Source organism: Cupriavidus sp. (assembly GCF_057315035.1).
The window spans coordinates 1-24,486 of the sequence record NZ_DBHKYV010000050.1; the positions used below are offsets into that span (position 1 = coordinate 1).

The 24,486-nt window shown below is 61.8% G+C and carries 21 protein-coding genes; 13 read left to right on the plus strand and 8 right to left on the minus strand.

The window, feature by feature from the left end:
• Window positions 1-50 precede the first annotated feature (50 nt).
• Window positions 51-1,046, minus strand: a complete 996-nt coding sequence (locus ACO550_RS34940) for a YhjD/YihY/BrkB family envelope integrity protein (protein ID WP_315598369.1) — start codon at window positions 1,044-1,046, stop codon at window positions 51-53.
• Between the two features lie 176 nt (window positions 1,047-1,222).
• Here ACO550_RS34940 and ACO550_RS34945 point away from each other — a divergent pair, with 176 nt between their 5' ends.
• Both ACO550_RS34945 and ACO550_RS34950 read left to right on the plus strand, forming a co-directional pair.
• Window positions 1,223-1,417 (plus strand): hypothetical protein, encoded by a 195-nt coding sequence (locus ACO550_RS34945; protein WP_315598370.1) that lies wholly within the window; start codon window positions 1,223-1,225, stop codon window positions 1,415-1,417.
• A gap of 822 nt (window positions 1,418-2,239) precedes the next feature.
• On the plus strand, window positions 2,240-2,566 hold the full coding sequence (locus ACO550_RS34950; protein WP_315598371.1) for a hypothetical protein: 327 nt from the start codon (window positions 2,240-2,242) through the stop codon (window positions 2,564-2,566).
• 188 nt (window positions 2,567-2,754) lie between these two features.
• Here ACO550_RS34950 and ACO550_RS34955 read toward each other — a convergent pair whose 3' ends face one another.
• The 3 genes from ACO550_RS34955 to ACO550_RS34965 all read right to left on the minus strand — a co-directional run bounded on the left by ACO550_RS34955 (window position 2,755) and on the right by ACO550_RS34965 (window position 6,727).
• On the minus strand, window positions 2,755-4,128 hold the full coding sequence (locus tag ACO550_RS34955; protein WP_315598379.1) for a sigma-54 dependent transcriptional regulator: 1,374 nt from the start codon (window positions 4,126-4,128) through the stop codon (window positions 2,755-2,757).
• A gap of 128 nt (window positions 4,129-4,256) precedes the next feature.
• Window positions 4,257-4,730: a hypothetical protein gene (locus ACO550_RS34960; protein WP_315598372.1), complete on the minus strand. Its 474-nt coding sequence runs from the start codon at window positions 4,728-4,730 to the stop codon at window positions 4,257-4,259.
• A gap of 623 nt (window positions 4,731-5,353) precedes the next feature.
• Window positions 5,354-6,727, minus strand: coding sequence for a solute carrier family 23 protein (locus tag ACO550_RS34965; RefSeq protein ID WP_315598373.1), 1,374 nt, complete (start codon window positions 6,725-6,727; stop codon window positions 5,354-5,356).
• A gap of 318 nt (window positions 6,728-7,045) precedes the next feature.
• On the opposite strand from ACO550_RS34965, the gene ACO550_RS34970 reads away from it, so the two are divergent.
• Together ACO550_RS34970 and ACO550_RS34975 are read left to right on the plus strand one after the other, a co-directional pair.
• Window positions 7,046-7,249 carry a cold-shock protein gene (locus tag ACO550_RS34970; RefSeq protein ID WP_315598374.1) on the plus strand — a complete coding sequence of 68 codons (204 nt, stop codon included), beginning with the start codon at window positions 7,046-7,048 and terminating at the stop codon, window positions 7,247-7,249.
• Window positions 7,250-8,867: 1,618 nt separating this feature from the next.
• Window positions 8,868-9,962, plus strand: a complete 1,095-nt coding sequence (locus ACO550_RS34975; protein WP_315598375.1) for a replication protein RepA — start codon at window positions 8,868-8,870, stop codon at window positions 9,960-9,962.
• Between the two features lie 112 nt (window positions 9,963-10,074).
• Here ACO550_RS34975 and ACO550_RS34980 read toward each other — a convergent pair whose 3' ends face one another.
• Entirely contained in the window at window positions 10,075-10,278 is a 204-nt protein-coding gene (locus ACO550_RS34980; protein WP_042880443.1) for a cold-shock protein, read from the minus strand.
• A 412-nt stretch (window positions 10,279-10,690) separates the two neighbouring features.
• Between ACO550_RS34980 and ACO550_RS34985 the strand changes: the two genes are divergently transcribed.
• Window positions 10,691-11,347, plus strand: a complete 657-nt coding sequence (locus ACO550_RS34985) for an AAA family ATPase (RefSeq protein WP_315598376.1) — start codon at window positions 10,691-10,693, stop codon at window positions 11,345-11,347.
• A 4-nt stretch (window positions 11,348-11,351) separates the two neighbouring features.
• On the plus strand, window positions 11,352-12,380 hold the full coding sequence (locus ACO550_RS34990; RefSeq protein ID WP_485995109.1) for a ParB/RepB/Spo0J family partition protein: 1,029 nt from the start codon (window positions 11,352-11,354) through the stop codon (window positions 12,378-12,380).
• 13 nt (window positions 12,381-12,393) lie between these two features.
• Here ACO550_RS34990 and ACO550_RS34995 read toward each other — a convergent pair whose 3' ends face one another.
• From ACO550_RS34995 to ACO550_RS35005, 3 genes are all read right to left on the minus strand, one after another.
• Window positions 12,394-13,992, minus strand: a complete 1,599-nt coding sequence (locus ACO550_RS34995; protein WP_315598378.1) for a phage integrase family protein — start codon at window positions 13,990-13,992, stop codon at window positions 12,394-12,396.
• Window positions 13,993-14,986: 994 nt separating this feature from the next.
• Window positions 14,987-15,685 (minus strand): hydrolase, encoded by a 699-nt coding sequence (locus ACO550_RS35000; protein WP_485995110.1) that lies wholly within the window; start codon window positions 15,683-15,685, stop codon window positions 14,987-14,989.
• Window positions 15,686-16,042: 357 nt separating this feature from the next.
• Complete coding sequence (locus ACO550_RS35005; protein ID WP_315597748.1) at window positions 16,043-17,842, minus strand: methyl-accepting chemotaxis protein; 1,800 nt, start codon at window positions 17,840-17,842, stop codon at window positions 16,043-16,045.
• 501 nt (window positions 17,843-18,343) lie between these two features.
• On the opposite strand from ACO550_RS35005, the gene ACO550_RS35010 reads away from it, so the two are divergent.
• From ACO550_RS35010 to ACO550_RS35040, 7 genes are all read left to right on the plus strand, one after another.
• A complete protein-coding gene (locus tag ACO550_RS35010) occupies window positions 18,344-19,189 on the plus strand; it encodes a LuxR C-terminal-related transcriptional regulator (RefSeq protein ID WP_315597747.1) in 846 nt (281 codons plus the stop codon).
• A gap of 265 nt (window positions 19,190-19,454) precedes the next feature.
• Window positions 19,455-19,997, plus strand: a complete 543-nt coding sequence (locus ACO550_RS35015) for a DNA-binding response regulator (RefSeq protein WP_315597746.1) — start codon at window positions 19,455-19,457, stop codon at window positions 19,995-19,997.
• Window positions 19,998-20,093: 96 nt separating this feature from the next.
• On the plus strand, window positions 20,094-20,354 hold the full coding sequence (locus tag ACO550_RS35020) for a hypothetical protein (protein WP_315597745.1): 261 nt from the start codon (window positions 20,094-20,096) through the stop codon (window positions 20,352-20,354).
• A 395-nt stretch (window positions 20,355-20,749) separates the two neighbouring features.
• Entirely contained in the window at window positions 20,750-21,409 is a 660-nt protein-coding gene (locus ACO550_RS35025) for a phosphatase PAP2 family protein (RefSeq protein WP_315597744.1), read from the plus strand.
• A 104-nt stretch (window positions 21,410-21,513) separates the two neighbouring features.
• Window positions 21,514-22,917 (plus strand): undecaprenyl-phosphate glucose phosphotransferase, encoded by a 1,404-nt coding sequence (locus tag ACO550_RS35030; RefSeq protein WP_315597754.1) that lies wholly within the window; start codon window positions 21,514-21,516, stop codon window positions 22,915-22,917.
• A 118-nt stretch (window positions 22,918-23,035) separates the two neighbouring features.
• On the plus strand, window positions 23,036-23,287 hold the full coding sequence (locus tag ACO550_RS35035) for an acyl carrier protein (RefSeq protein ID WP_315597743.1): 252 nt from the start codon (window positions 23,036-23,038) through the stop codon (window positions 23,285-23,287).
• The gene (locus ACO550_RS35040; RefSeq protein ID WP_485995111.1) at window positions 23,284-24,480 is read left to right on the plus strand and encodes an acyl-CoA dehydrogenase family protein; all 1,197 of its coding nucleotides are present in this window, start codon (window positions 23,284-23,286) and stop codon (window positions 24,478-24,480) included. The genes ACO550_RS35035 and ACO550_RS35040 overlap by 4 nt, the downstream gene beginning before the upstream one ends.
• Window positions 24,481-24,486: the final 6 nt, after the last annotated feature.

Consider the following 24,486-nt stretch of genomic DNA (forward strand, 5'->3'; position numbering starts at 1 on the left):
GGCCGGGTAGCAACCCGGGGAAACGCCCCGGGATCGAATGGGGCGCTATTTTACCGGTTCGCGGTCCCGGCCGGTGCACCGGATTGCGTGGCAAGGTTTTCCTTGGCTGGATCGTGCCCGCGCAGGCTGCCGAATTGCAGCGCGTACTGACGGGTCAGTTCGGCGCCAAAGAAAAAGATCTGCGCCGAATAGTACACCCACAACATCAACGCGACGACCGAGCCCGCGGCACCATAAGACGATGCCACGGCACTATTGCCTAGGTAGATGCCAATCAGGCGCTTGCCCACCGAAAACAGCAGCGCGGTGATGATTGCGCCCATGGACACGTCGCGCCAGGCAATGCGCGCATTGGGCAGCATCTTGAAGATCACCGCGAAAAGCAGGGTGACCACGGCAAACGAGAACGCCGTGGATATGGCATCGGCCACCGGCGCAAACCACGACGCCACCCACAGCTGCCCCCAAAAGCGGTTCACTACGGCCAATCCGGCGTTGACGATCAGCGACACCAGCAGCATGAACGCGAGCACCAGCACGATGCTGAACGACAGCAGGCGCGCACGCAGCAGCTTCTGCCAGCCGGCCCCGGCCGGGGGCGGCGCCTGCCAGATATCGTCAAGGCTGCCCTTGAGTTCGGCAAACGCGCTCGTGGCGCCAACAAACAGGATGCCGGTGGCGATCAACGCTGCTACACCGCTGCCGCCGGCACGATGCGTGGCGGCCAGGATCTCCTGGATGGCCGCGGCGCCCTGCGAGCCCACCAATCCGTCGAGCTGGGCGAAGATTTCACCGCGCGCCGCTTCGGCTCCAAAAAACAGGCCGGCAATCGAGATGACCAGCACCAGGATGGGCGCCAGAGAAAACAGCATGTAGAACGACAGCGCGGCACCTTTGCTGGCCGCGCGATGCTCGAACCACGACATGACGGCAGCCGACACCACGCGCACCGTGCGCGCGGCCGTGTGGCGATCGGGCAGCCACCGGCCACGCTGGGGGCGCGGCGGCAACTGGTCGGAATTTCCAGGCGCGTGGTCAGGTGGCATGCCGTTCATCCTCGAATGGGGCTGGCGTCGAACCAGAGTGGCGCTTTTACCACCGTTAGAGCTTCGCTGCCATGGCACCGGATTGTCTGTCGGGCGGCGTCTGATGCGATGAGTTCATCATAGTTCGGCCGGTCGGCGACTCACACGTGCGCCTGCTACAGTTAAGCGAGGCACACATGAGGAGGCATTCCGTGATTCTCCACGCCGCACGCTCCACCTGCCTGACGCTCTGCCTGATAGCCAGCCTGTTCGCGCTTGCGGGCTGCGAACGTACTCAGCAGCCGGGCCCCGGCCCCAAGCCGATCTCGGGCAGCAACACGACGACACCGAGCGGAACGGGCGCTTCGGGCGCCCAGGCCACACCGCGCTAACTACCACTACTGGCCCAAACCGTACCCGTTTCTGCGTGCTGCGGCGGTTTCAGCGCTGCAACCAGATGCACGCGGGTGCTGGATGCCAGTTGCGGCGGCCACGCATGCGTCGCATGGATGCCAGTTTGATCCGGATGCGACGTTAAACCAGACAACTGTGTTTGTTTCACGCTTGTCATGTTGTCCGGCTCCCACTCGCACCTTCGCCGCATATCGCTTGCCGCGCCACATGCACGCTTTTGTTGTGTCACGTCGGACCAGACCACGCGGTCTTGCGTCCGCTTGCCGTAACAGTCGCGTAACCGATTGTCCGCCGGGTCGCGGGATTTGCCTCGATACATGATGGATTGGCGTACTACATCCTTTGTAAAACAAGTGTTTACATGCGATTGGCACACTTGTCGCTCTACTGGCAACGGGAGAAGTACGAGTCCAACAACAAGACGAACAGAACGCAGGAGAAGACACTGCCATGCGTCATCCACCAGCGCGAATGACGGCGCGCCGCCGCGCCTATCGGCTCGCGGGCCCCGCCCCCTCGGTGAGGGACCTGCTTTCGCCGCCCCTGCTTCCGTCTCCGCGACCGACTGCACGTCCCGTGACGTCGTTCTGCGCCGCCGCCAATCGAAGTGTGGCCGCGTCTGCCAGCCGGCAGCGCAATGGTCATCCCGGCTGCTGAACGGTTGAGGGTTGCCCGCCCGTCGGTCGAAACGTCAAGGTTTGCGAACGCGACCGTTGCTTTTTCGGCCGGCTGGGCCTAAACCGGTTTACGTGCTCCGTCCCCCGGCGGGCACCTTTTTCCAGCAAGGGAGGGAGCCACCCATGCACGCCAGAGTTTTCGCCACCATTGCGCTGGCCTTGCTCTCGACCGCGGCTGCGCCGGCACTGGCGGGCAACTATGCCTATTTCGACCGGCCGGACGATACCAACCCCAACAGCCATGCCGCTGTAAGCAATGACATCTACGTTCGCGCATTCGGCTGGGCGTGGGGAGATGTGAAGTTCCAGCCAGACCAGAATGCAGCGCAGCCAGCCGGTCGCCAGGCGCGAGACAATGCCGCCGATCCGCACGACGTGGCTCCCGGCCGCCAGATGCAGGACGACAGCGCACCACCGCGTGGACGCCGTGGCAAGGTCAGCATGACCTGAAGCTGGAATGGGGAAAACGGCCAGACTGGCCACTTACGCGCGGGCCAAGCCGCGCTAGCCTGCCGCCGCTGTCCGGGCGGGAGGACAAAGGGGATCCGGCGAGCGGACGTCGCCGGATCCCCCTTGGCGCCATGGGCAGGCATGCCCATGGCGGATTCCTGCAGGTTGACCGATCGTCGGTTCGATCGCTAGTCGCCCGGCGCTCCCGGTTGCAGATCCACGCGGATATTGTGCTTGTGCATGAGCCGATACAGCGTCACGCGCGACACATTGAGCTCGCGAGCGGCCGGCACCACATGGAAGCCGTGGCTGGCCATTACCGTACGGATCGCCTCTCGCTCGGCTTCCTCGCGGATGGCATCGAGCGTCTTGCGCGGGACTTCTACGCCACCATGCAGTTGCAGGTCCTCGGCCGTGATCTTGCGGTTGTCGGTCATCACGATTGCCCGCCGCACCCGGTTGATCAGTTCGCGCACGTTGCCAGGCCACGCGTACTGCATCATGCCCTGCGTGGCACATGACGAGAATCCGCGAATGCGACGGTGCGCCTCGTGCCCATGCTCGGCCAGCACCGCATTGGCCAGCAGCAGGATATCCTCGCCACGCTCGCGCAACGGCGGAATGGTCAGCGTGAGCACGCACAGGCGGTGAAACAGGTCGGGACGGAACCGGCCGTCGCCCTGCGCGGCAATGAGATCCACGTGCGTGGCCGAGATAATGCGCAAATCCAGCGGGATCGATTGATGCCCGCCCAGGCGCGTTATCGTGCCCTGCTGGAGAAAGCGCAGCAGCGCGACCTGGCTTTCCAGCGGAAGGTCGCCAATTTCATCGAGGAACAACGTTCCCCCCTGCGCCTGCTCGATCCAGCCAATCTTGCGCTGGTTGGCGCCTGTGAACGCGCCTTTCTCATAGCCAAACAGTTCCGACTGCACCAGGTGCGAAGGAATCGCGCCGCAGTTGATGGCCACGAATGGCCCCTTGCGACGGCTCGATGCTTCGTGAATGGCCTGGGCCGCCAGCTCCTTGCCGGTGCCGGATTCGCCGGAAATGAACACCGGCGCATCGTTGTGCGCTACCTTTGCCAGCGAACGGAACATCATGCGCATGGCCTGGCATTCGCCGATCATCGGGCCGCGCGTGGCCTGCTCGGGCATGCGCGCACCATGCAGGCAGGCCATGCCGTGGGCATGCTTGAGCGTGTAGAGCAATTCGTCGAACGAGAACGGCGTGCGCACATAGTCCACGCAGTAATCGCGGATCAGGCGCCGCACGCGCTCATCCTCGAGCATTGCCGTGGAGGTGATGGCGACCCACATCACGTGCAGATGCTGCAGGCCTTGCTCGAGCTGGGTCAGTTCAGCATCGCTGTAGGGCGCCTGCAGATCGAGAATGCCGGCCATCGGCGCGCTGCCGCGCACCGCGCGTTCCAGGTCCCTCACCTGTTGTACGCGCCGGATCTCCCATCCCGAACCGAACTGGTTCGCACTGAAACCAAAATCTTCATAACGCGACACGAGCACGATCTGTGCGGAGCGTGCCGGCGCCTTGCACAATCGGTCCATGACGTTCTCCCTGACGTTGGGCTTCTTGTTGGTAGCGGTTCCTGCCGCCGCACGGGCGACCACGGGCAACGTGGCCCGGTCTGGTTCCGCTGGCTGCGCGGCCTGACCCGCGCGCAACGTCTGGTGGATCACGGTCTGGACAAACTGCGCGATTGTTCGTCGAGCACGCCGACTTCCTCGCACCCCACGTGAAGCTGCTCGCGGATGCGTCTGCGTACCATGTCTTTTTCACGCATCAGCTCGACGTTAGGTGCTTCCGGCTTCTGCCCGGAATACTGGTAGTAGAGCGACTTGTAGGTAAGCTGGCTCAGGATCCATTCCTGCAGCAACTGGCGCTGGCGCGCGAGATCTTCGGCCAGCAGTCGATGATGCCGCAACAGGGCTTCGACTGCTGCGCGGGTGCGCGGCGACATGTCACGGTCTTCGGCAAGCGCTGCGGCAACAGCGGTAATGGCGTGGTGCTCGTGTCCCTCGTCGTCCCGTTCAGGTTGCGCGATATCGGCTGAGGCCTCTCCCAGGGCTGCCCAGACGCCATGCATCGACTGGCTGGCGGATTCGCTGATAGGCCCGATGGCGGGACGCCGGATTTCTCCTGCGGTCATGATCTGTTCCCCGTTGAACAACATCCCCCGGCACTACACGTTCGCGGTTACCACTTTCTCTGTTCTGATTTGAGCTGTCTTTGTCCGGTGCGCATATGCGTGCGCACTCTTTGTCCGTGGTGGCGAAGCCGCTCTTATGAGAACGGTCTCATTTCGGCTGACCTCCTTCTGATGCTGCCGGCAGGTCTCGCCGCAGGTAGGACACGCGTGTCAATAAAAGACCAGGCGCCCCGTGCCCCGGAGTCAAGAAAGGGCGCTCTTGCGCGCCCTCAAGTTTTTGCCACGCCTCTAGTTCAGTGCATTTCACCCCTTTTGTCCAGCCCGGAATGTTCGCTTTCAGCCAAGTCTCATACTTTTGTATGAGACCTGGAAGGGGCTTTTGGCATTGCTCGCTAGGTAAATTAGCCCTTACTCTCGCCGCAGAAACGGGTACGCTGTCGCGCCATGATGGCAGTGGCCCGGTACGCAGAAACAGGTACGCTTGGTGATCCTGGGTACTAGCCTGGCAACGTTTTCATTTTGAACATCATCTGTCGCACGCACCATGGAAAAGGGGATGGCCATGACGCCATCCCCCGGTTGTTTCATGAAGCTGCTTCGCCAGTGCTCACTCTCACTGCTGCTCAATGTCCAGGCAGGTAATAGAACTTGAACAGAAAGACCACGGCGATGATCCAGGCCATCAGCGGCACCTGTCTGGCACGGCCCGTCAGCAGCTTCAGCACCGCGTACGAAATGAACCCGAAGGCCACACCATTGGCTACCGAATACGTGAACGGCATGGCCAGTGCGGTCAGCACCGCGGGCACCACTTCGGTGACATCGCTCCAGTCGATCTCCACCAGTTCACGCAACATCAGGCAAGAGACATAGAGCAGCGCCGGCGCCGTGGCGTATGCCGGCACGGTACCTGCCAATGGCGAGATAAACAGGCACGCAAGGAACAGCACTGCCACGGTTACCGCTGTCAGCCCGGTACGGCCACCCGCCTGCACGCCTGACGCACTCTCGATGTAGGCGGTCGTGGATGAGGTGCCGAGCAGCGACCCGGCCATGATGGCCGTGCTGTCCGCCATCAGCGCCTTGTTAAGGCGGTCCATCTTGCCGGCCTTGAGCAGGCCGGCGCGATTGGCCACACCCATCAGGGTGCCGGTTGCATCGAAGAGTTCGACCAGGAAGAACACCAGTACGACGTTGACGATGCCGATCGACAACGCGGCGGAAACATCGAGCTTGAACAGTGTGGGCGAGATCGATGGAGGTGCGGAAACCACGCCATGGAACTGGTTGCCTGCGAAGAAGAAACTCAGCACCGTAGTCAGCAGGATCCCGATCAGGATGGCGCCTTTCACTTTCAGGCGGTCCAGCGCCACGATGGTGAAGAAGCCAATGATGGCCAGCACGGCGGGCGGCTGGTGCAGATCGCCAATGGTCACCAGCGTGGCGGGATTGCCAGCGATGATGCCCGCGCTGTGCAGCGCGATGATTGCCAGGAACAAGCCTATGCCCGCGGTGATGGCGCCACGGATGGCCTGCGGAATGCCCTTGACGATCGCCTCACGCACACGGAACAGCGTCACGATCAGGAACAGGCAGCCTGATATGAACACAGCGCCCAGCGCTGCCTGCCAGGGGAAGCCCATGCCCTTCACGACGGTATAGGCAAAATAGGCGTTCAGCCCCATGCCCGGTGCCATGGCAATCGGGTAGTTGGCGTAAAAACCCATGATCAGCGTGCCGATGGCGGCGGCGAGGCACGTCGCAACGAATACCGCGTCCTTGGGCACGCCGGCATCGCCAAGGATGCTGGGGTTCACGAAGATGATGTAGGCCATCGTCAGGAACGTGGTCACACCTGCCAGGATTTCCGTGCGCACATTGGTATCGTGCTCGCGCAGGCGGAAAATTCGTTCCAGCAGGCTCTGTGATGCCGGCGGCGCCGACGGGCCCGGCGCAGGCTGGTTTCCTGAACGTGGCGCCTGGTCTGATGTGGACATGCATGGTCTCCTGATTTACCGAGTGCACCATGCATCGCCTGGCCTGGATGCTGCGGTGTTGACTCGACAATTCGCAAAAGGCGCGATGATCCCACAAGGGGCGCTGTGGTTGCCAGAGCGGTCGGGGGAATTCCCTGCCTTGACGTAGCAGGAAATCCCCCGTATAAATCTCGTCCAGATTCAAGCGACGAGGCAACAGTTCATTCGTTAGCCACCGTCTTGGTACTTCGGTTGTCCATGGTGTCCTTTCCTTGAGTTGGCTGTACGGTGGTGTGTGCACCATCGGTTTCTTTATTTTTTTATTTGGAAAGCAATACCATGCAAACCGGAATCGTTAAGTGGTTCAACGACGCCAAGGGCTTCGGCTTCATCAAGCCGGACGCAGGCGGTGATGACCTGTTCGCGCACTTCTCGGAAGTTCGTAGCGAAGGTTTCAAGTCGCTGCAAGAGAACCAGCGCGTGTCGTTCGAAGTTAAGAACGGCCCGAAGGGTCTGCAAGCTGCGAACATCACGCCGCTGTAAGACCTGGCACCGGAGTACGCCGCAAGGCACGCTTCGACGCTACAAAGAACCCGCCTTTTCTGGCGGGTTTTTTTTCGTCCGTACGCTGTACCCGATGCATCGGGAGTCGTGGTCCCACCCAACCGGATCGTGGGCACCTCCAATCGCACGTGCGTAACGACCCGTTTCCCGCATCCCCTGCATCTTCCCCTTCTCCCTCCAAGAGTGCCCCCAAATCTACACGGCACCCAAAACCTGCCCGGTAGAGTTCTCGCAGAAATGGGTACGCTCCCGCCGCTCCTCGGAAAATCTGCCCGCAGAAACGGGTACGCCGTCGGTTCATCCTGCCAGGATTGCCCAAAAAAATCGTAACGTTGTGCAACGCAGAAATGGGTACGCCTGGCTGCGTCGAACGCCGCTGACACATTGTTCCTGGCGCGAATCCGGTGGATAAGTCGGCAACTTATCCCGCCTAAAACTTTGGCATACAGGTTATCCCCGCAGAATCAGGTTCGTTTGGCGAGAAGTAACGTATACGTCTGCGCCGCAGCGACGTGCTCGCAGAAATGAGTACGCAATTTCGCTGCCTGACGTCGCAGAAACGGGTACGCAACGCGTATACATGCTGCGACCGCGTCGTATACGTGCCTACGGACCAGGCGCTGGCCGGTGCACAGCGATCGCAGAAACAGGTACGCCTTGTGACTGGCCCGAGGGTGATTGCCTGGGTAGCAAGTGGGCGCCGGCTCTTACGTATACGTCGGGTATACCGATGGCTGCGCGGCATGTTGCACGCGCGGGCGCAGGTATTGGGCGCAGAAACGGGTACGGCGAGCCGCCAAGCCAGCCGCCGCAGGGCCCGCAGAATTGGGTACGCTTTCATGCTGCATCGCATTTCCGGGGCGGGTTCGCAGAATTGGGTACGCCGCAGAAATGGGTTCGACAGCTCGCTTTCCTTGCTGCTTACCCGACTCACGCAGAAGTAGGTACGCTTTAGCGCCCGGGCTACGCAGAAGTAGGTACGCTCCGTGTGCCGAAACGGGCTCGGATGGGACTCAGGCGTACCCGATTCTGCGTGGATAAGCCGTGGAAATGCGCCAGTGCTAGCGGTTTTAGCGCGAAGCTGCAGGTGGATTCGTCGGCGGGCGCAGAAACGGGTACGCTTTTGTGCTTCCGTGCTGTGGAAAAGCCTGTGGGATCAGTGGGTTATCCCCGCAGATTCCGGTTCGCGAAGTTCGCTGAATTGGGTTCGCTTTGCCGCAGAATCAGGTTCGGGCTGTCGCAGAAACGGGTTCGGAAGCCCGCAGAATCGGGTTCGCTGACCGCCTAAAAGTACTTTGAAATCAATGCTGCTGGCGCTCCGTATACGGTTTACGAGTAGTTAACCCGTATCGGTATCGTTTACTTGTAGTGGATGAGCAGCCAACCGTGGACAACCCTGGTGGGTTGCCCACCGTGTGTCCGCCATCTCGCCAATCGCCGGATACCCGGCAATGGAACACAAACGGCCGACAGCCAGCGGCGATAGCTACCTGAACCTCATCAGCGAATCAGCAAAGAAACACGTATACGTACCCGTTTCTGCGTGACAAGGTATACGCGATCGCGTACAAAGGCGGGTAATCCGAAGCCCACCAATATGTCGATCAAACGCGCTATGGCCTCCGAGGGGGAACGCTCTGTCCTGGAAGAGGACCGTGAGCCATCCCGCATCATCGTTCCCGGGAACGAGAACGTGCTCGTTCCGTCCGAGAAATTCCAGCGTCTCTTCGACGAAGCCCAGGCTATGGAGCGCGAAGACGCCTGGCAAAGCGGAGAAGTTGGTTTCCTGAGCCGTGCCAGCGTGCAGGTGACACTGCCGTATCGGGCGCCCAAGGGCGCACCTCCGGTATGGACCCGTACCAGCGGCAATATCTCGTTGATGATTCAACCGGGCTACTTCACGCAGCAACGGTCTGAACGTGCGTCAAATGGGCGCCAGAAGCTCGTTTCCGAAACTGTATCGCTTGGATATCCGTACGGCTCCTATCCGCGCCTGATGCTTGCCTGGATTGGCAAGGAAATCATGGCCAAGAAGAAGCGCGGCGAGTTTACCGGGACCGTGGAGGACCGTCGTATCTCGCTTGGCAATTCGTTGTCCGAGTTCATGTACAACCTTGGCATTCCGATGGCTACGGGCGGCAAGCGCGGCACCATGACGCTGGTGCGCCAGCAGATGATCCGCCTGTTCTCGGCCACTATCGCCATTGTGCAGAACAAGTCGATTCCTGTTCCAAACCAGCCGCCCGGACACGAGCCACTGTCGATCGACCGTGTAGGCTATTTGCTGGCAGATCAGCTGTCGACATGGTGGGATCCCATGCAACCGGGCCAGGGATCGATGTTCGAGAGCTTCGTGGTGCTGTCTGAGCCGTTCTTCAACGAACTCGTGAACCGGCCAGTACCGGTGGACATGCGCGCACTGAAGGCGCTGAAGCAGTCGCCATTTGCGCTCGATGTGTACTCGTGGCTGACGTATCGGTTCTTTACCATTCAGCGCCGTACGGAAATTCCGTGGGAAGCGTTGCAAATGCAGTTTGGGACCGAAACCGAAAGCGAACGCAAGTTCCGGGCGTTGTTTCGCAAGGCGCTCAAGGATGTGCTGGTGGTGTACCCAGGCGCCAAGGTCGATGCCGATTCGTCGAAGGCACTCGTTCTGCAGCCATCGCGAACCAGCGTCCGCAAACTCGGCTGAACGCAACGGCAGGGCTCTGGACGCGGTACAAACAAAAAGGGCAAGCATGATGCTTGCCCTTTTCGCTCTACCGTCAAGTCAGATGCAGACTTTCCGGAGATAGTGGTTCACGTCAGGCTGGCTTGATAGCGGATGCCTGCAGGCCCTTCGGCCCCTGCTTCACTTCAAACGTCACACGCTGACCGTCCTTCAGGGTCTTGAAGCCTGCTCCCTGGATTTCGGAGAAGTGAGCAAACAGGTCTGCACCGCCGTCATCCGGGGTGATGAAGCCGAAACCCTTTGTCTCGTTGAACCACTTGACCGTACCGGTTGCCATAAGAATTTCCTTTCGAAGCAAGTTCGTTTACACAACGCAAACAACCGTTCAAGCACGTTGAGGTCTCGCAGATACCGAACGGAAGCCGACGAGGTTGACACGACTTGACTCGACTGTAGAGGGCATCATAACCACATTGTGTTGCGGTGTCATGTGCGGCGTAATGCGCACTGCCTTTACTTTAGGCGGATTCCTTATCGCTTTTCAAGAAGAAGAATCCCGCACTATTGATGTAGTCGGATTTTCTTTGTTTCTCGCTTCCAGCACATGCTGTCTTAAGGCAAATACGGGCCAAGCCTTTCCAATAATTTAATTTTTGAAAAACGGGTTGTAGCGTAAAGTCGATTTGGCTAAAGTTGCGCCTTGACTGGATACCATCATCTGCGCTTTCAGCGCTGAAAGTGAGGCCGTAATGGCTGCAAAGATCATCACCGTTTTCAATCAGAAGGGCGGCTGCGGAAAAACTACCGTCAGCATGCATCTGGCAGGCACATTGGGCCTCAGGGGCGCACGCTCGCTGCTGGTCGATATGGACGAACAAGGGACGGCAACGCGCTGGGCTGCCCAGGCTAGTGACGAGCGCCCGTTTCCTGCTGCCGTTTTTGGCTTGGCGCCCTCCGGCGGTGCCATGCATCGCGAGGTCCGCAAGTTTATTCACGACTACGACTACATTCTGGTCGACTGTCCGCCTGCAGTGCATTCGGCGGCGCCCTCCAGCGCGCTGCTGATCTCGGATCTCGCGATTATTCCCGTGGTTCCTTCACCGCCTGACCTGTGGGCGGCCGTGGCCGCGAAGACCCTGGCTCAGCACGCTCAAGTTCAGAACGAGTCGCTACAGATACGTGTCATGGCCAATATGGTCCAGCGTCGTGTATCGATTGCGCGCCAGGCTATCGAGATCCTGGGCGATGACGCCGACGTTCCACTATTGAACTCGATGGTGGGTTCGCGCTCGGCATTTCGCGAATGCCTGGCAATGGGTTGCACGGTGCACGGCGTCCCGGGGGCGCGGGAAGCGATCCAGGAAGTCGACATGATGGTGGACGAGATACTGTCCCTGATTGAGTAATAGAATGGCAACGAAATTGAAAAGCCTGAAAGCGGGCATGCTGGCCGGCATGGCCGCCGAAAAGAACCGCAGCGATGCGATCGACCGCTTTGCCCGTGCAGAGGCGGCGTTGACGGAGCGTCCAAACGGACTGCTTCAGTCGCCCCAATCGCCGAAAGCGGGGCAACCGGACGCCACTTTCAGCGCTGAAAGTCCGGCATCGGCTGCGGTCGAAGGCCGGCAATTGATCCGGGTTCAGATCGCCCAACTCCACGACAATCCCTTCAATGCGCGCCGCATTTACGATCCGGCAGTAGTCCAGGAGCGTGCTGCGTCGATTGCCACGCACGGGCAGAAGACACCGGGCCTTGCCGCCCCCGACCCGACACGACCGGGTCACTACATCCTGATCGACGGTCACTATCGCAAACGCGCGCTGGCGTCCGCAGGCAAGCTCGAGATGGTATGCTTCATCGAGGACGACATGAGCGAACTCGATTTCTACCGGCTGTCATTACTGCTGAACGAGCAGAGGTCCGATCAGTCGGCGCTCGACAATGCGATTGCCTGGCGTCAGTTGCTCGATGAGGGCAAGGTTCAGAAGGAAGAAGAAATCTGCGAACTGACCGGTATGTCCGCCGGTACGGTCAACAAGACGCTGGCGCTGTTGAAGCTGCCGGATTCGGTCATTGCGGTGATGCGCGAGCGTCCGAGCGCGATCGGCATTGCAGCCGGCTATGAGCTGACGCTGTACTGCAAGGTAGCTGGAGAAGACCGCACGCGGGATCTGGCCACGCGCATCATGAACGATGGCTTGTCGAGCCGCGAGGTCGAATCCATTCGAAAGCACGCGCAGGAGGGCAAGTCCCGCAAGGTCAAGGAAATCAGTCGGCAGTACAAGATCCGGACCGAAGCCGGGCAGCTTCTCGGCACGATCAAGGAGTGGGATTCGGGGCGCGTCATGCTCGACGTGCAACTGACAGACCGCAACGCTCGAGAAGATCTTCTTGAGGTCCTCAAGGCACGGTTCGGTCTCGACAAAACGTTGCTTTGAAATGTTGCTTTGATCAGCTCAGGCGCAGCTGGCGCGGTGTAAATGTTGAAGGCACATTGTCGTGTGCGGCGGCAAAGCGCTTCCAGCTAGCGCGTAGCAACTGATCGAGGCCACTCGCGGAATAGCCTGCCGCACGCTGCGCCTGCTTGGCGCGGCCCCGTCCGGTTGAAGGAAACCGGATCGGGGCCAGCAACGCCGCATCCGGAGTCCATCCCGATGCCAGATCCTGCCAGACCAGTCCCCGGTCATCCCAATGGGCCAGCAGCGCTGTCCAGACATCAGAAGCCAGTTCGATCTCGCCGCGACGTGCTTCGCTCTTGCCGTGGCACGTCAGTCGCGGTGGGCCTTCGCTGAGCACCAGATCCCCAATCCGAAAGGCCGGTAGTTCCACGATGCGCATGCCGTGGCGCGCAATCAACAGTGCGGCCGCATGCGCCGCGCGCTGACCGGGCGACGACCCTTCACCCCCCAACCACCCGAGAAACTGAACGATGCTTCCGCCCAGATCCGGTCCTGCTTCAGCTGGCTCGGTGATGGAAGGGGCAGCGGCCGGGGCAGGGGCATCGATGCTACCTACAGCGGACTGTGGCAACGCATGCGCTCGTTTCCAGGGAGCTTCGGCACGTAGCCCGCGCAGCAAAGTGCGAACTACCCGTAGCGCTGCATCGCAGGAGCTGGTTCGCAGAGGGCCTTCGAAAGGCCGCCAATGGGCTTTGTCGCGTTGACTTGCAGGTCCACACCAGAACGTCGCAGGCTGTGGATTGAGCAAAAACGAGCGATACGTTTCCAAGTCTTCCGTTGTCAGGGATCTTGGCGATCGATTCTGGTGTGCGCTCCAAAGCAGGATTCGCTCGGCTTCGCGGCGGTAGCTCTTCCAGGTGTTCGGCATCTCCTGGCGTGCCGCCACCCATTCACGTACCGACCGTAGGTCTTCGGCCAGTGCAGCCTGGAAAGGATCCGGCCCAACCGGGGCCAGCATCAGTTCGAGGGGAACCGGGTGGGGCATGTCGTTGCCAAGCCTTGTTGCCAGAAGCGAACCGCGACTGACGATTTCCGAAGGTGCCCTGACAAACTCCTGCAACTTCACGTCAAACATCGCCTGCTGGTTACCCAGCCAGCGCACAATCGTCTCAGCCGAATGTCGTCCAATGCGAGGCACATGGCGCCACCAACTGCTGCCACGTCGGTTCGCCAGCCCCACCAGGTCCGCAATGGTATGGAGTTCCGCGGCCACCAGCCGCCTGGCCAGGCTTGGCCCGAACCATAGTGAAACCTGATGCGTCGGTAGCGGCCGCCCCTGGCCCAATTGCTCGATCGAGGACAGGGCCTCGACCCGGCGACTCATGCCGGCGTCTGACCGCCCGCGCAGCGCCTCGAACATCTCGGCGATATCGGGACGGTCGTGCTGTAGCGCGAACTGCACAAGGCGGTCACGCAGCGCAAGAATGCGCTGTACCGCCTGATGCTCGGTCAAGTCGTCATCGTCGTCCGCATCGAGCAGGTAGCGGTTGGCAATATCCACTGGCCGCATGCCCTGCGCATAGGCGCGCACCACCGCGAATTCGGTGCGTGTGAGCTTGGTAACTGCCAGGGTTTCCATAGCCTCAGCCATGGCCCCACCGTTGAGTAAGCGTCTTTTCGGTCATGCCCAAGATTGACGTAAGTGACTGATTTGCAACCATTTTAACCGGCCGACGTGCCGAGCCGGCCGATTCTGCACATTAAAGTGCAATGTAAATTATTTTACGGGAAAGTGGGTGTCTGGGACGCAACCTGGGGAAAAAAGGCCTACAAGGCATGCATGCAGCCCTTGGGAGCCTTGGGGGGCGCTCAGGGCCTTGGATCGAGGAGGTCCGCGACCTTGCAGCTTGCGGGCGCATCCAGCGGGTTGGCTACGGTCAGCAGAAAACACGTCACGCATGACGCCCCGGGGAGGGCTGGCGACGTAGAGGCCTGTCGCACAGCCACCGTCGCTGGCCGCAGCCATGGGGCGAGGTGGAGCACTGTAGCAATGCTGGTTCAACGGTGACAATCCAGCCAACGAATGTTGAAGCGGCGTTAGTACTGACCGTCATTCATGGGTGCGAATCCGGCCGGGCGTGACAGAACCCGCGCTTGATGGTGGCCGGTAGCGTTCTGTGCGTTTGGCTACCTTCACCTGCTGCGTGTCACCTCAGCGAAACGCACCTGCCGACATGGGATGGGTGGCCCGGTTTATCGTCAGCTTTGCTCAATTGTGGTCCGTGCAAGAGCTCATTCAGCGGCATTGATTTAAAAGGAAAAACATACGCAGCAGTGAGTACGCTTTCGGTCGAAGTGACTCGCTCGGGAGCACCTTCGATGCGCTTCGCAGAAGTCCACCAAATCGCGAAAAGGCCCTACGTATACGACGTATACGCATCGAGGCGCACGTATACCAACTCAATGCGGAATCCACTTGAAGACGTCGCTGGACTGATTTTTGAATCATTCGTCCAAAGACTTTTCGAAGCGTCAGACCCGTAGGGATTACTCGTCCACTGAATAAATCAAAGATGGAATTGGCAATGGGGCGCGGGATGCAGACACGACAAGAAAGCCGTCGCTGTCTGCATCCTCGTGATGGCTTAGTGCTCGATCACCGGAGCATGCACCGGGGCGATCGACTCATGCAGGGTTGCGGTACGCTGGGCTGCCTTGTGGACCATCGTGTAGGCGTAGTCGATGCCCATGCCGTAGGCGCCCGAGTGTTCCTTGGCCAGACCCGTCACCGCGTCGTACGTTTCCTTGTTCTTCCAGTCGCGCTGCCATTCGAGCAGCACCTGCTGCCAGGTCACCGGCACCACGCCAGCCTGGATCATGCGTTGCATGGCGTAGTCGTGCGCTTCCTTGGTCGTGCCACCCGAGGCATCGGCCACCATATAGATCTCGTAGTCGCCCTCGAGCATTGCGCTCAGCGCGAACGTGGTGTTGCAGACCTCGGTCCACAGGCCGGCCACGACAATCTTCTTGCGGCCATTGGCGGCCAGCGCGTCGCGCACCTTCTGGTCGTCCCACGAGTTCATCGAGGTACGTTCGAGCGTTTGCTTGCCGGGGAAGACGTCAAGGATCTCGGGGTAGGTGTAGCCGGAGAACGAATCGCTTTCCACCGTGGTGATGGTGGTCGGCACGTCGAAGATCTTGGCTGCCTTGGCCAGGCCCACCACGTTGTTCTTCATGGTCTGGCGGTCCATCGACTGCACGCCGAAGGCCATCTGCGGCTGGTGGTCGATGATGATCAGTTGGCTGTTGCGCGGGGTCAGGACTTGCAGCTTGGCGTTCGACATGATGTTCTCCGGTATAAAAAATAATTCAATAAGTTTGAGGTACTGCAGACAGCGCTGGTCTCGCTTGTTTGCGTCGCTTTGTTTGCTTCGCTGCGTTGTTGCGCTGTCCATGTGCAGAACTATAGCTAGCGCCGGCCCGAGGAAAACAGGCTATCGCTGTCATAGTTATTCAAATTAATTGAATTTACCCAAAGGCCAGAACGGCCTTGGTAGTCTCCCCTCTCCCGCATGGCGGGAGAGGGGCTGGGGGAGAGGGCCAGCGGCTCAAGCCGAGACAGGTCGCAATTTGAACCGCGATGCCCTCTCCCCCAACACCGCGCAGCGCGGGAGAGGGGAGCTTGAAACGCAGGGACGCCGTTACTCCAGGTGGAACGTCCTGACTACGTCCGCCAGCGTTGCCGCCTGGCCTTGCAGCGCGGCTGCTGCGGCGGTCGACTCCTCTACCAGCGCCGCATTCTGCTGCACCATCTGATCGAGCTGGCCTACGGCCACATTCACCTCCTGGATACCGCGTGTCTGCTCGCGCGCGGCATTGGTGATCTCGGAGATGATCTGCGTCACGCGGCCTACGTTGCCCACGATCTCGCGCATGGTCTCGCCGCTCTGGCGCACCTGGCCCGAGCCCGCGTTCACGCTGTCGACGGTCGATTCGATCAGCGTCTTGATCTCCTTGGCGGCCTGCGAGCTGCGTTGCGCCAACGCGCGCACTTCACCGGCCACCACGGCGAAGCCGCGGCCCTGTTCGCCCGCTCGCGCCGCTTCCACTGCAGCATTGAGGGCCAGGATATTGGTCTGGAACGCGATGCCTTCGATCACGCCGATGATGTCCGAGACCTTTACCGCGGCGCTTTCGATACGGCTCATGGTGTCGATGGCGCCGGCAATGGCGTCGCCGCCGCTGGTAGCCACCTGCTGCGCCTGACCGGCGGTTTCATCGGCATGACGAGCCGAGGCTTCGGATTGCCCCACCGTGGCGGTGATCTCTTCCATCGACGCCGCAGTCTGTTCCAGGCTGGCTGCCGCCGATTCGGTGCGGCGCGACAGGTCGGCGTTGCCTTCCGCGATCTCGTTGGCTGCTACGTGCACCGATTCGCTCGCCTCACGGATCTGGCGCATGACATGTACCAGCTTGTCGGCGAACGCGTTGAACGCGCGCGCGATCTGCGCCACTTCGTCGGAGCCCTGCGCAGCCAGACGGCGCGTCAGGTCGCCGTCGCCGGAGCCAATCGCCACCATCGCGTCGCGAACGTTCGACAGGCGACGGAACGAGACCGCGGTGACACCGGCCACGATGACCGCAGCCGCGCAGGCCACGATGACCAGTGAAATCATCGATGCAATCAGCACCGAGCGCATGCCGGCGGTGGCCTCGGCCTTGTCCAGCGCAATCACGGCAATCCAGTCCGTACCCGGAATCTCGCGGCCGCGCAGCAGCTTGTCCGCGCGACCGACGCTCACCTCGGTTGGCGCCGTTGCCGTTACCAGCGCGGCAAGCTTGTCGCCATCGAGTGCCGGCACCAGGTCCGACACCGGCTTGAGGGTCAGCTTGTCGTCGAGATGCGCAACGATCTGGCCGCTGCGCGCCACCAGGATGCCAAAGCTGGCCGGTGTGGGATGGATCGAGCGCACGTTGGCAACCACGGCGTCCATCGCCACGTCACCGCCGATCACGCCCTTGATGCCGCCATCGCGAACGACCGGCACCGCGAACGTGACCACCAGCTTGCCGCTGCTTGCCGCGATATACGGTGGCGTGACAATCGGCTTGCCCGCCGCCACGGCCTGCTTGTACCAGGGACGCGCGGTGGGGTCGTAGTCGGGCTTCAGGCCCGTGGCGTCGGAGAACCGATGGCTCTTGTCCGCATAGCCGACGTATGTCTTGATAAAGCCGCCGGCATTGGCGACGAGCCTGAGGGCCGGGATCGGATCATCCTGCAGCGCGGCGTCCTGCAGCGACTCGATCATCCGGGTATGGCTGGACACCCATTCGGCAATGGCATCCACATGGCCGGTCTGCACGGCGGCCAGGTTGTTGTCGATTGCCTCGTTGTTATAAGTACGGGCAACCAGTTGGTTGACGATGGCGTTGGCTGCAAGCGCCACGATCACGATGACCACTGATAGGGCCACGATTCGCGCGCGAAGCGAGGAAAGCATGTGATGAACTCTTCTCTGAGGTTGGCCCGGATATGGGCAGGAGGACTGCGAACGCATTTACGGCGCGCGATGGCTCCGTCTTTAGTGCGCCGCAACATAGCGACTCCAGATGCACTTTCCAGCGAACCGAACGACCGTTCGCGCTTTGCGGGCCACTTGCCATATGTCGAGACATCCCTTGCCATACAACTGAGGGAAAACCCGCTGCGCTGCAGCATTAACTTGCATTCACACGGCGACCTTCCTATGCTGAAAACCAGAATTAGATTTAATTTTTATCTGTATTCAGAAGCATCTAACGCGTTACATACGCAAACGGGGCGGTCTGACATCCTCCGAGGGAGGGCCGAAGCAGCGAGCCATGACGGGACGCTGCCACGCTCAGGAGGTGATGCAAGACCGTATGGAAGTGCAGCCGCGCCATAAGCGGAGCACGTCCAACAGCGCGCACATGACAGCCAGCACAAGCTCATGTGACGCGCCAATAAGAAGTGAGCGGCCATGGCCACCATCCTGTTGCTCGAGCCACATCCTTTGCTGCGTCTCGGACTGCGCCACCTGCTTGCCCAGGCGCACGTACCGGGCGATCTGGTCGATCTCGATCCCGCCAGCCTGCAAGACCCCGACCCGTGGACGCACCACGCCGATCTGCTGATCTTCGGCCTGCCGGCCGACACGGATCACGGCTGGCGTTCGCTGGCCTCGCTCTGTGCACGCCTGCAGCCGATGCGCGTGCTGGTGCTGGCGGACCACGTACCCGCGCCGCTGCCTGACAGCGGGCTGCCCGAAGCGGTACGCGGCCTGCTGGCCAAGACCTGTTCCGCCGATGCGCTGGAAGCCGCGATCCGCCTGGTACTGGCCGGTGGCGAATGCTTTCCGTCGCAGCTGCCTGCGGTTCGCCACATGGGCGATACGGGCCATGCCGAAGTGCATATGCCAGCCACGCCCGAAGCGCGGCATGCGGCCGCGCCCATCGTGGTGCCGCTGCACAGCGTGCCCGTGGACCTGCCACACCCGGTTGTGCAAGAGAAGGTCGCCACCATTGAAACGCCTGCCGCTGGCTCCCACCTGCTGAATATCACCGAACGCCAGTACGAAGTTCTTGCACTGCTGGCGCGCGGGTATCCGATCAAGACGGTCAGCCGCCTGCTCAATATCTCGGTGGCCACCGCCAAGACCCACGCCTGCACGCTCTACCAGCGCCTGCACGTGCGCAACAAGGGGGAAGCGGTCTACGTGGCGCTGCAACGTGGCGCCACGCTGAACTGGCCTGGTCCCACGCCAGCCAAGCCCGCGCATATCCCGATGTCGTCGCTGCACGCGCGGGAGGCATGTGAGGCTGCCTGACCGATCCAGACGCACCTTGCCGATGGCGGGGAGGCCGCCCCGCCTCCACCATCCGCCGGTCCGCCCTCATCCAAAAGCATGAGGCGGCAGCCGGCCGTGGTTGCTAGCTTGTAAGTCAGGTCCGGCGGCAGGGGGACAGGCGCATTTCCAGAAGGAATCCCTCTTCGCCATCATTTCCACCCGAATCCGATGCCCCCACCCAGGGCGAACCGCCGGTGCACCACACCCAGCGGACACACGCGTTCAAAGCGCGGATGGCTTTTCGATGACGACCTATCTGATCGCCAGCAACGAAATGATGTGCCGTATCCTTGCGCGTCGCATGGAAGGGCAGGACATTCCCTCGCCAGTACGCTGGCATGGACCGGAATGGCTGCTCGGCGACCAGCCGGAAACCGTGCGCATGTCCACCATCGATAATCCCGACGAAACGGAGCCGGTGCCCGAGCACTCGGTTGCCATGGCCGTGGTGGACTGCAGCGGGGTCTCGGGCGATCCGCGCGCATTGCTCGACCGTGTTCGCGCACGGCTCGCGCCGCGCCGCTGGCTGGTCCTGTCCGACGCGCTCGATGGCACGCTGATGGCGCATGCCGCGCTGCTTGGCGCCAGCGGTTGCCTGGCCGTGCCCGCACCGGTGGAACTGGTCTGCGCCGCTGCCACGCTGGTGTGGGCCGGTGGCCAGTGTTTCCCGCGCAGTGCACTGTCGCTGCTGCGACAGTTGCATCCACACCATGCGGATACCTCCACCGCGCCGCGTTTTGCTTCTGCGCCACGGGCCTATCCCGATGGGTCTACTGCCATCGGATGAGGGCGCGCATGCGTTGATACGACTATGCTGGACTTGCTCGCGATCAGAAGCCGGCGCCTTGCCGAGGCCGGCCGTCGCGAATGAGCAGGGGGTCGTATGGAACGCAGTCTCGATATTCTGGTCGTGCACGGGTTTGCCGTGCGCGAGGGCCGGAACAAGTGGGCATGTTGCTATGAAATACGGCTCGCCATCATAGGCGGGCCGTTGTTGTATCGGGGCGAACTGCATGGTCGTCGCTTCGCCACCGAAGATGCCGCCATCATTGCCGCGCGCGAGATTGGCGAACAGGAAGCATGCCGCCATCTCGATACCGCGCGCGCACTGTTTGTCGCGCTGACGCGCACGCCGGTCCCGTGACCAACTCCAGGTAGCTATGCGGTAGTGGTTCCCCGAGCAGGCGGCCGGCCCAAAAAAGAAGCCCGCCGACCGGGGGACCATGCGGGCTTTGAAATGGCCGCTCACGTGGTGCGCGGCCATTACATTGAACATATCGAATCGCGCTACCGGACTCTATCAACCAGAAGACGCATGTCAGCCGGGCATCTCATCCCTGTGCCGGCGCGCGTACAAAGGCCGCGAACCGAGCATTGGCGCGCATATCCGGTACAAGCGCGAAGTGCAGGCGCGTGCCGGCGGGTGCTATTGGCCTCATGCTTCGGGATAGAGTCCGGCAAAACGGCGCAATGGATAAGCGCGTCGCGCGGTGCTACGCTGCCGCAAGTTCAGGAAAACCCCGAGTGGGCAAACGCACGATGAGTCGTTGGCAACTGATTTCTTTCTTTGGTGAATCCGCGTTCCTGTTGCCGTGCGCCGTCTTCCTGTACGCGTGGATGCGCTGGCGCGGTGCTACCGACGTGGCGCGCCACTGGCTGCTGGCGTTCACGGTCACGGCGCTCGTCGTGCTGGTGTCCAAGCTCGCGTTCCTGGGGTGGGGCATCGGCAGCGCGGCGCTCGACTTCACGGGTTTCTCCGGCCATTCCATGATGGCGGCGTCCATCCTGCCGTTGATGTTCTATGTCGCGATGCCCGCCAACCGGCCCGGTCTGAGCCTGCTGGCCGCGCTGTTCGGCGTGCTGCTGGCGCTGGCGGTTGGCGTATCGCGCCTTGCGCTGCAGGCGCATTCAACGTCGGAAGTGGTCAGCGGCCTGGCGCTGGGCCTGCTGGTAAGCCTGCCGGTCATCGTGCGGCGCGGCGTGCCCCGCAGCCCGCGCGCCATGCTGCTCACCTGCTGCGCACTGCTCGTGTTGCTGGCGCTTCCAGTCGATGGGCTCACGGGCGCCACCCACGTGATGGTGCAGGATCTTGCCAGGTTCCTTTCCGGGCGCGATCGTCCCTATCATCGGGGCGAGTGGGCGGTGCTTCATGCCGGCCCGGACCGCACCGCGTCGACTCGCCTGCGCACGCCGGGATAGCGCGTCCATCGCGCCTGGAGCTGTGTGCGGCCGCCAACAGACGTGCTGCGGCGCCGTACGCAACCATGACCTCAATCAGCTTCCCGCAAGGGTATGGGGTGGTCATGGCATCGAACTGGAACGTTGCCGCCGAGCGAAATTCGGCGCTTCACTATCTCTACAGACTCTGCGATGCATTGCTGATCGCCGTGGCCGGCATTGCCGTCGGCGAGTTCTATTTTCCCGGTGGCATACGAGAGGCGGCACCGGTGCATGGCTTCCTGACCATGTTGTGCGCGATCGGTGCACTGGTGGTGTTTCCCGCGTTCGGCATCTACGAGTCATGGCGCGGCCGTAGCCAGGCAGTGCTGGCGCTGCGCACCTGCGCGGCGTGGACGGCGGTGTTCCTGACCGGCCTGCTTGGGGCGTTCCTGCTTCACCAGATCGCCTCGATCTCCCGGCTCTGGTCGATGGGGTGGTTCATCGGCACCATGCTGGTGCTCATGCTGTCGCGCGCCATCATGTTCCGCATGCTTGCCAATGTGCGAGAGCAGGGCATCAACGCCAAGCGCGTGGTGATATTGGGCTACGGACCGCTGGGGCGCGAGATGTTCCGGCGGGTGGAGCAGATCCGCGCGGCAGGCTACCGCGTGGTGGGTGTCTATGACGAATCCAGCGACAGTATCCCGGCGGGCGTGGAGACGCTGCGTACCATGGACGAGGTCAGCACGCTGGTGCGCCGCCAGGGTGTACGCGAGATCTGGCTTACGTTGCCGATGGCCGCATGCCGCGACCTGTCGGACGTCGTGCGCCAGTTCCGCAATGAGCTGATCGATATCCGCTGGGTACCGGACGTGGCTTCGGTCGAGCTGCTGGGCCATCGGTTCAGCGACTTCATGGGCTTGCCCGTGATCGATCTGAACAGCCCGCCGGTGTCAGGTATCACGGGCATCGTCAAGGGCAGCTTCGACCGTGCATTCGCACTGGCCGTGATCGTGGGCTTGAGTCCGGTACTGCTGACCATTGCCGCCCTGGTCAAGCTGTCGTCGCACGGACCGGTGCTGTTCCGGCAACAGCGCCTCGGTATCGACGGTCGGCCGTTCCATGTGTACAAGTTCCGCTCCATGCGGCTGCACCAGGAGGCGGGCGTCACACAGGCCACGCGCGATGATCCGCGCGTGACGCGTATCGGGGCATTCCTGCGCCGCACCAGCCTTGACGAGCTGCCCCAGTTCTTCAACGTGTTGCGTGGTGAAATGTCGGTGGTGGGACCTCGCCCGCACGCGATGGAACACAACGAGATGTACAAGGAACTGATCGATCGCTACATGTTGCGGCACCGCGTCAAGCCCGGCATCACGGGTTGGGCGCAGATCAATGGCTTCCGCGGCCAGACCGACACCATCGACAAGATGCGCAAGCGCATCGAGTTCGACATCTACTACATCCAGCACTGGTCGTTCCAGCTCGACCTTCGGATCATCGTGCGCACCGCGTTTCATGGGTGGACCGGCGCGGCTGCGTACTGAATCCTGCTTTTGAGTCCTGCTCCACATAGCAACCGACGGCTTGGTGCGACATCGCACCGAGCCGGCTGCGCAAAGCCAATGGAATGGAGCGTCAACGGAACGGAATCGGAGAGCACGAATGAAAGCAACCATCCGCAACATCCTCGGCGAAGTCGCGCGTCTCGATGTGCCTCTTGCTTCGCTGGCTGACAACGCCGATCTTTACGCGGCTGGCTTGTCCTCGCTGGCCACGGTGCACGTGATGCTGGCGCTCGAGAATGCCTTCGATATCGAGATTCCCGACCAGATGCTGACGCGTCAGCTCTTTCGCAGTGTCGATTCGCTGGCGGCAGCGGTCGAGACCATTCGTGCGCAGCAGGAGGCAGCGTGAGTCCCGCCAGCATCGCACTCGCGCATGTCAATTCCGAGACAGGCGCGCTTCCGGTTGAGGCACTGATTGCCGCGGCGCGTGAGGTGGCCGTCGTCGCGCAGCGTTTTACCGATGCCGTCGACCAGCAGGCGCGCTTTCCGCATGAGGCTTTCGAGGTTGCGCGAGAACAGGGGTTGCTGGGTGCGATGGTGCCGACCGCACTGGGCGGCAGCGGTGCATCGCTGGCCAGCGTGGCCGCGATCTGCAAGGTGCTCGGGGAGGTGTGTGCCTCGACGGGCATGATCTACGCGATGCACCAGATCCAGGTGGCCTGCCTGCTCGAACATGGCAGCGGCAGCCCATGGCATCAGCAGTTGCTGGCGCGCGTGGCCAGCGACCAGCTGCTGCTGGCATCCGCCACGTCGGAGGAAGCCATCGGCGGGGCGCTGCGTAGCAGCGGCTGCGCGGTCAATGTGGAAGGCGACCGCTTCCATCTGCTCAAGATGGCACCCACGATTTCATATGGCGCGCATGCGGACGGCATCCTGATCACCGCGCGCCGGCACGCCGATGCTGCGCCGTCGGACCAGGTGCTGGTCTGCGCGCTGCAGCCCGATTACACGCTGCAGAGCCTGAACACGTGGGACACGCTCGGCATGCGCGGCACCTGCAGCAATGGCTTCCGCCTGGAGGCTACCGGACAGGTGGACCAGGTGTTGCCGGTGCCGTTCGGCGAGATTGCCGACGCCACCATGACGCCGGTCTCGCACATTCTCTGGAGCGCGCTGTGGCTCGGCATTGCCGGCGATGCGGTGGCGCGTGCCAAGACCTTCTTCCAGGGCCAGGCGCGCGCGCGCCCGGGCTCGCTGCCCCCGTCGGCAACGCGCGTGGCCGAGGCGGTCAGCATGTTGCAGATGATGGAGGGACGCCTGGACCTGGCGCTCGCGCACCAGCGCAGCCGCCACGCGGGTGCGTCCGTATCGGCCGCATTTGCACTGGCCGCCGAGATGAACGGACTCAAGACCGCCATGTCGACCATGGCGCTTGAAGTGGTTCAACAAGCGTTGCTGGTGTGCGGAATGGCCGGCTACAAGCACGGCACGCCGTTCAGCCTCGGGCGTCATCTGCGCGACCTGTGGTCGGCGCCGCTGATGATCAATAACGATCGCATCCAGACCAACACGGCCAACCTGTTGCTGGCCGACCGTTCGTGAAGGAAG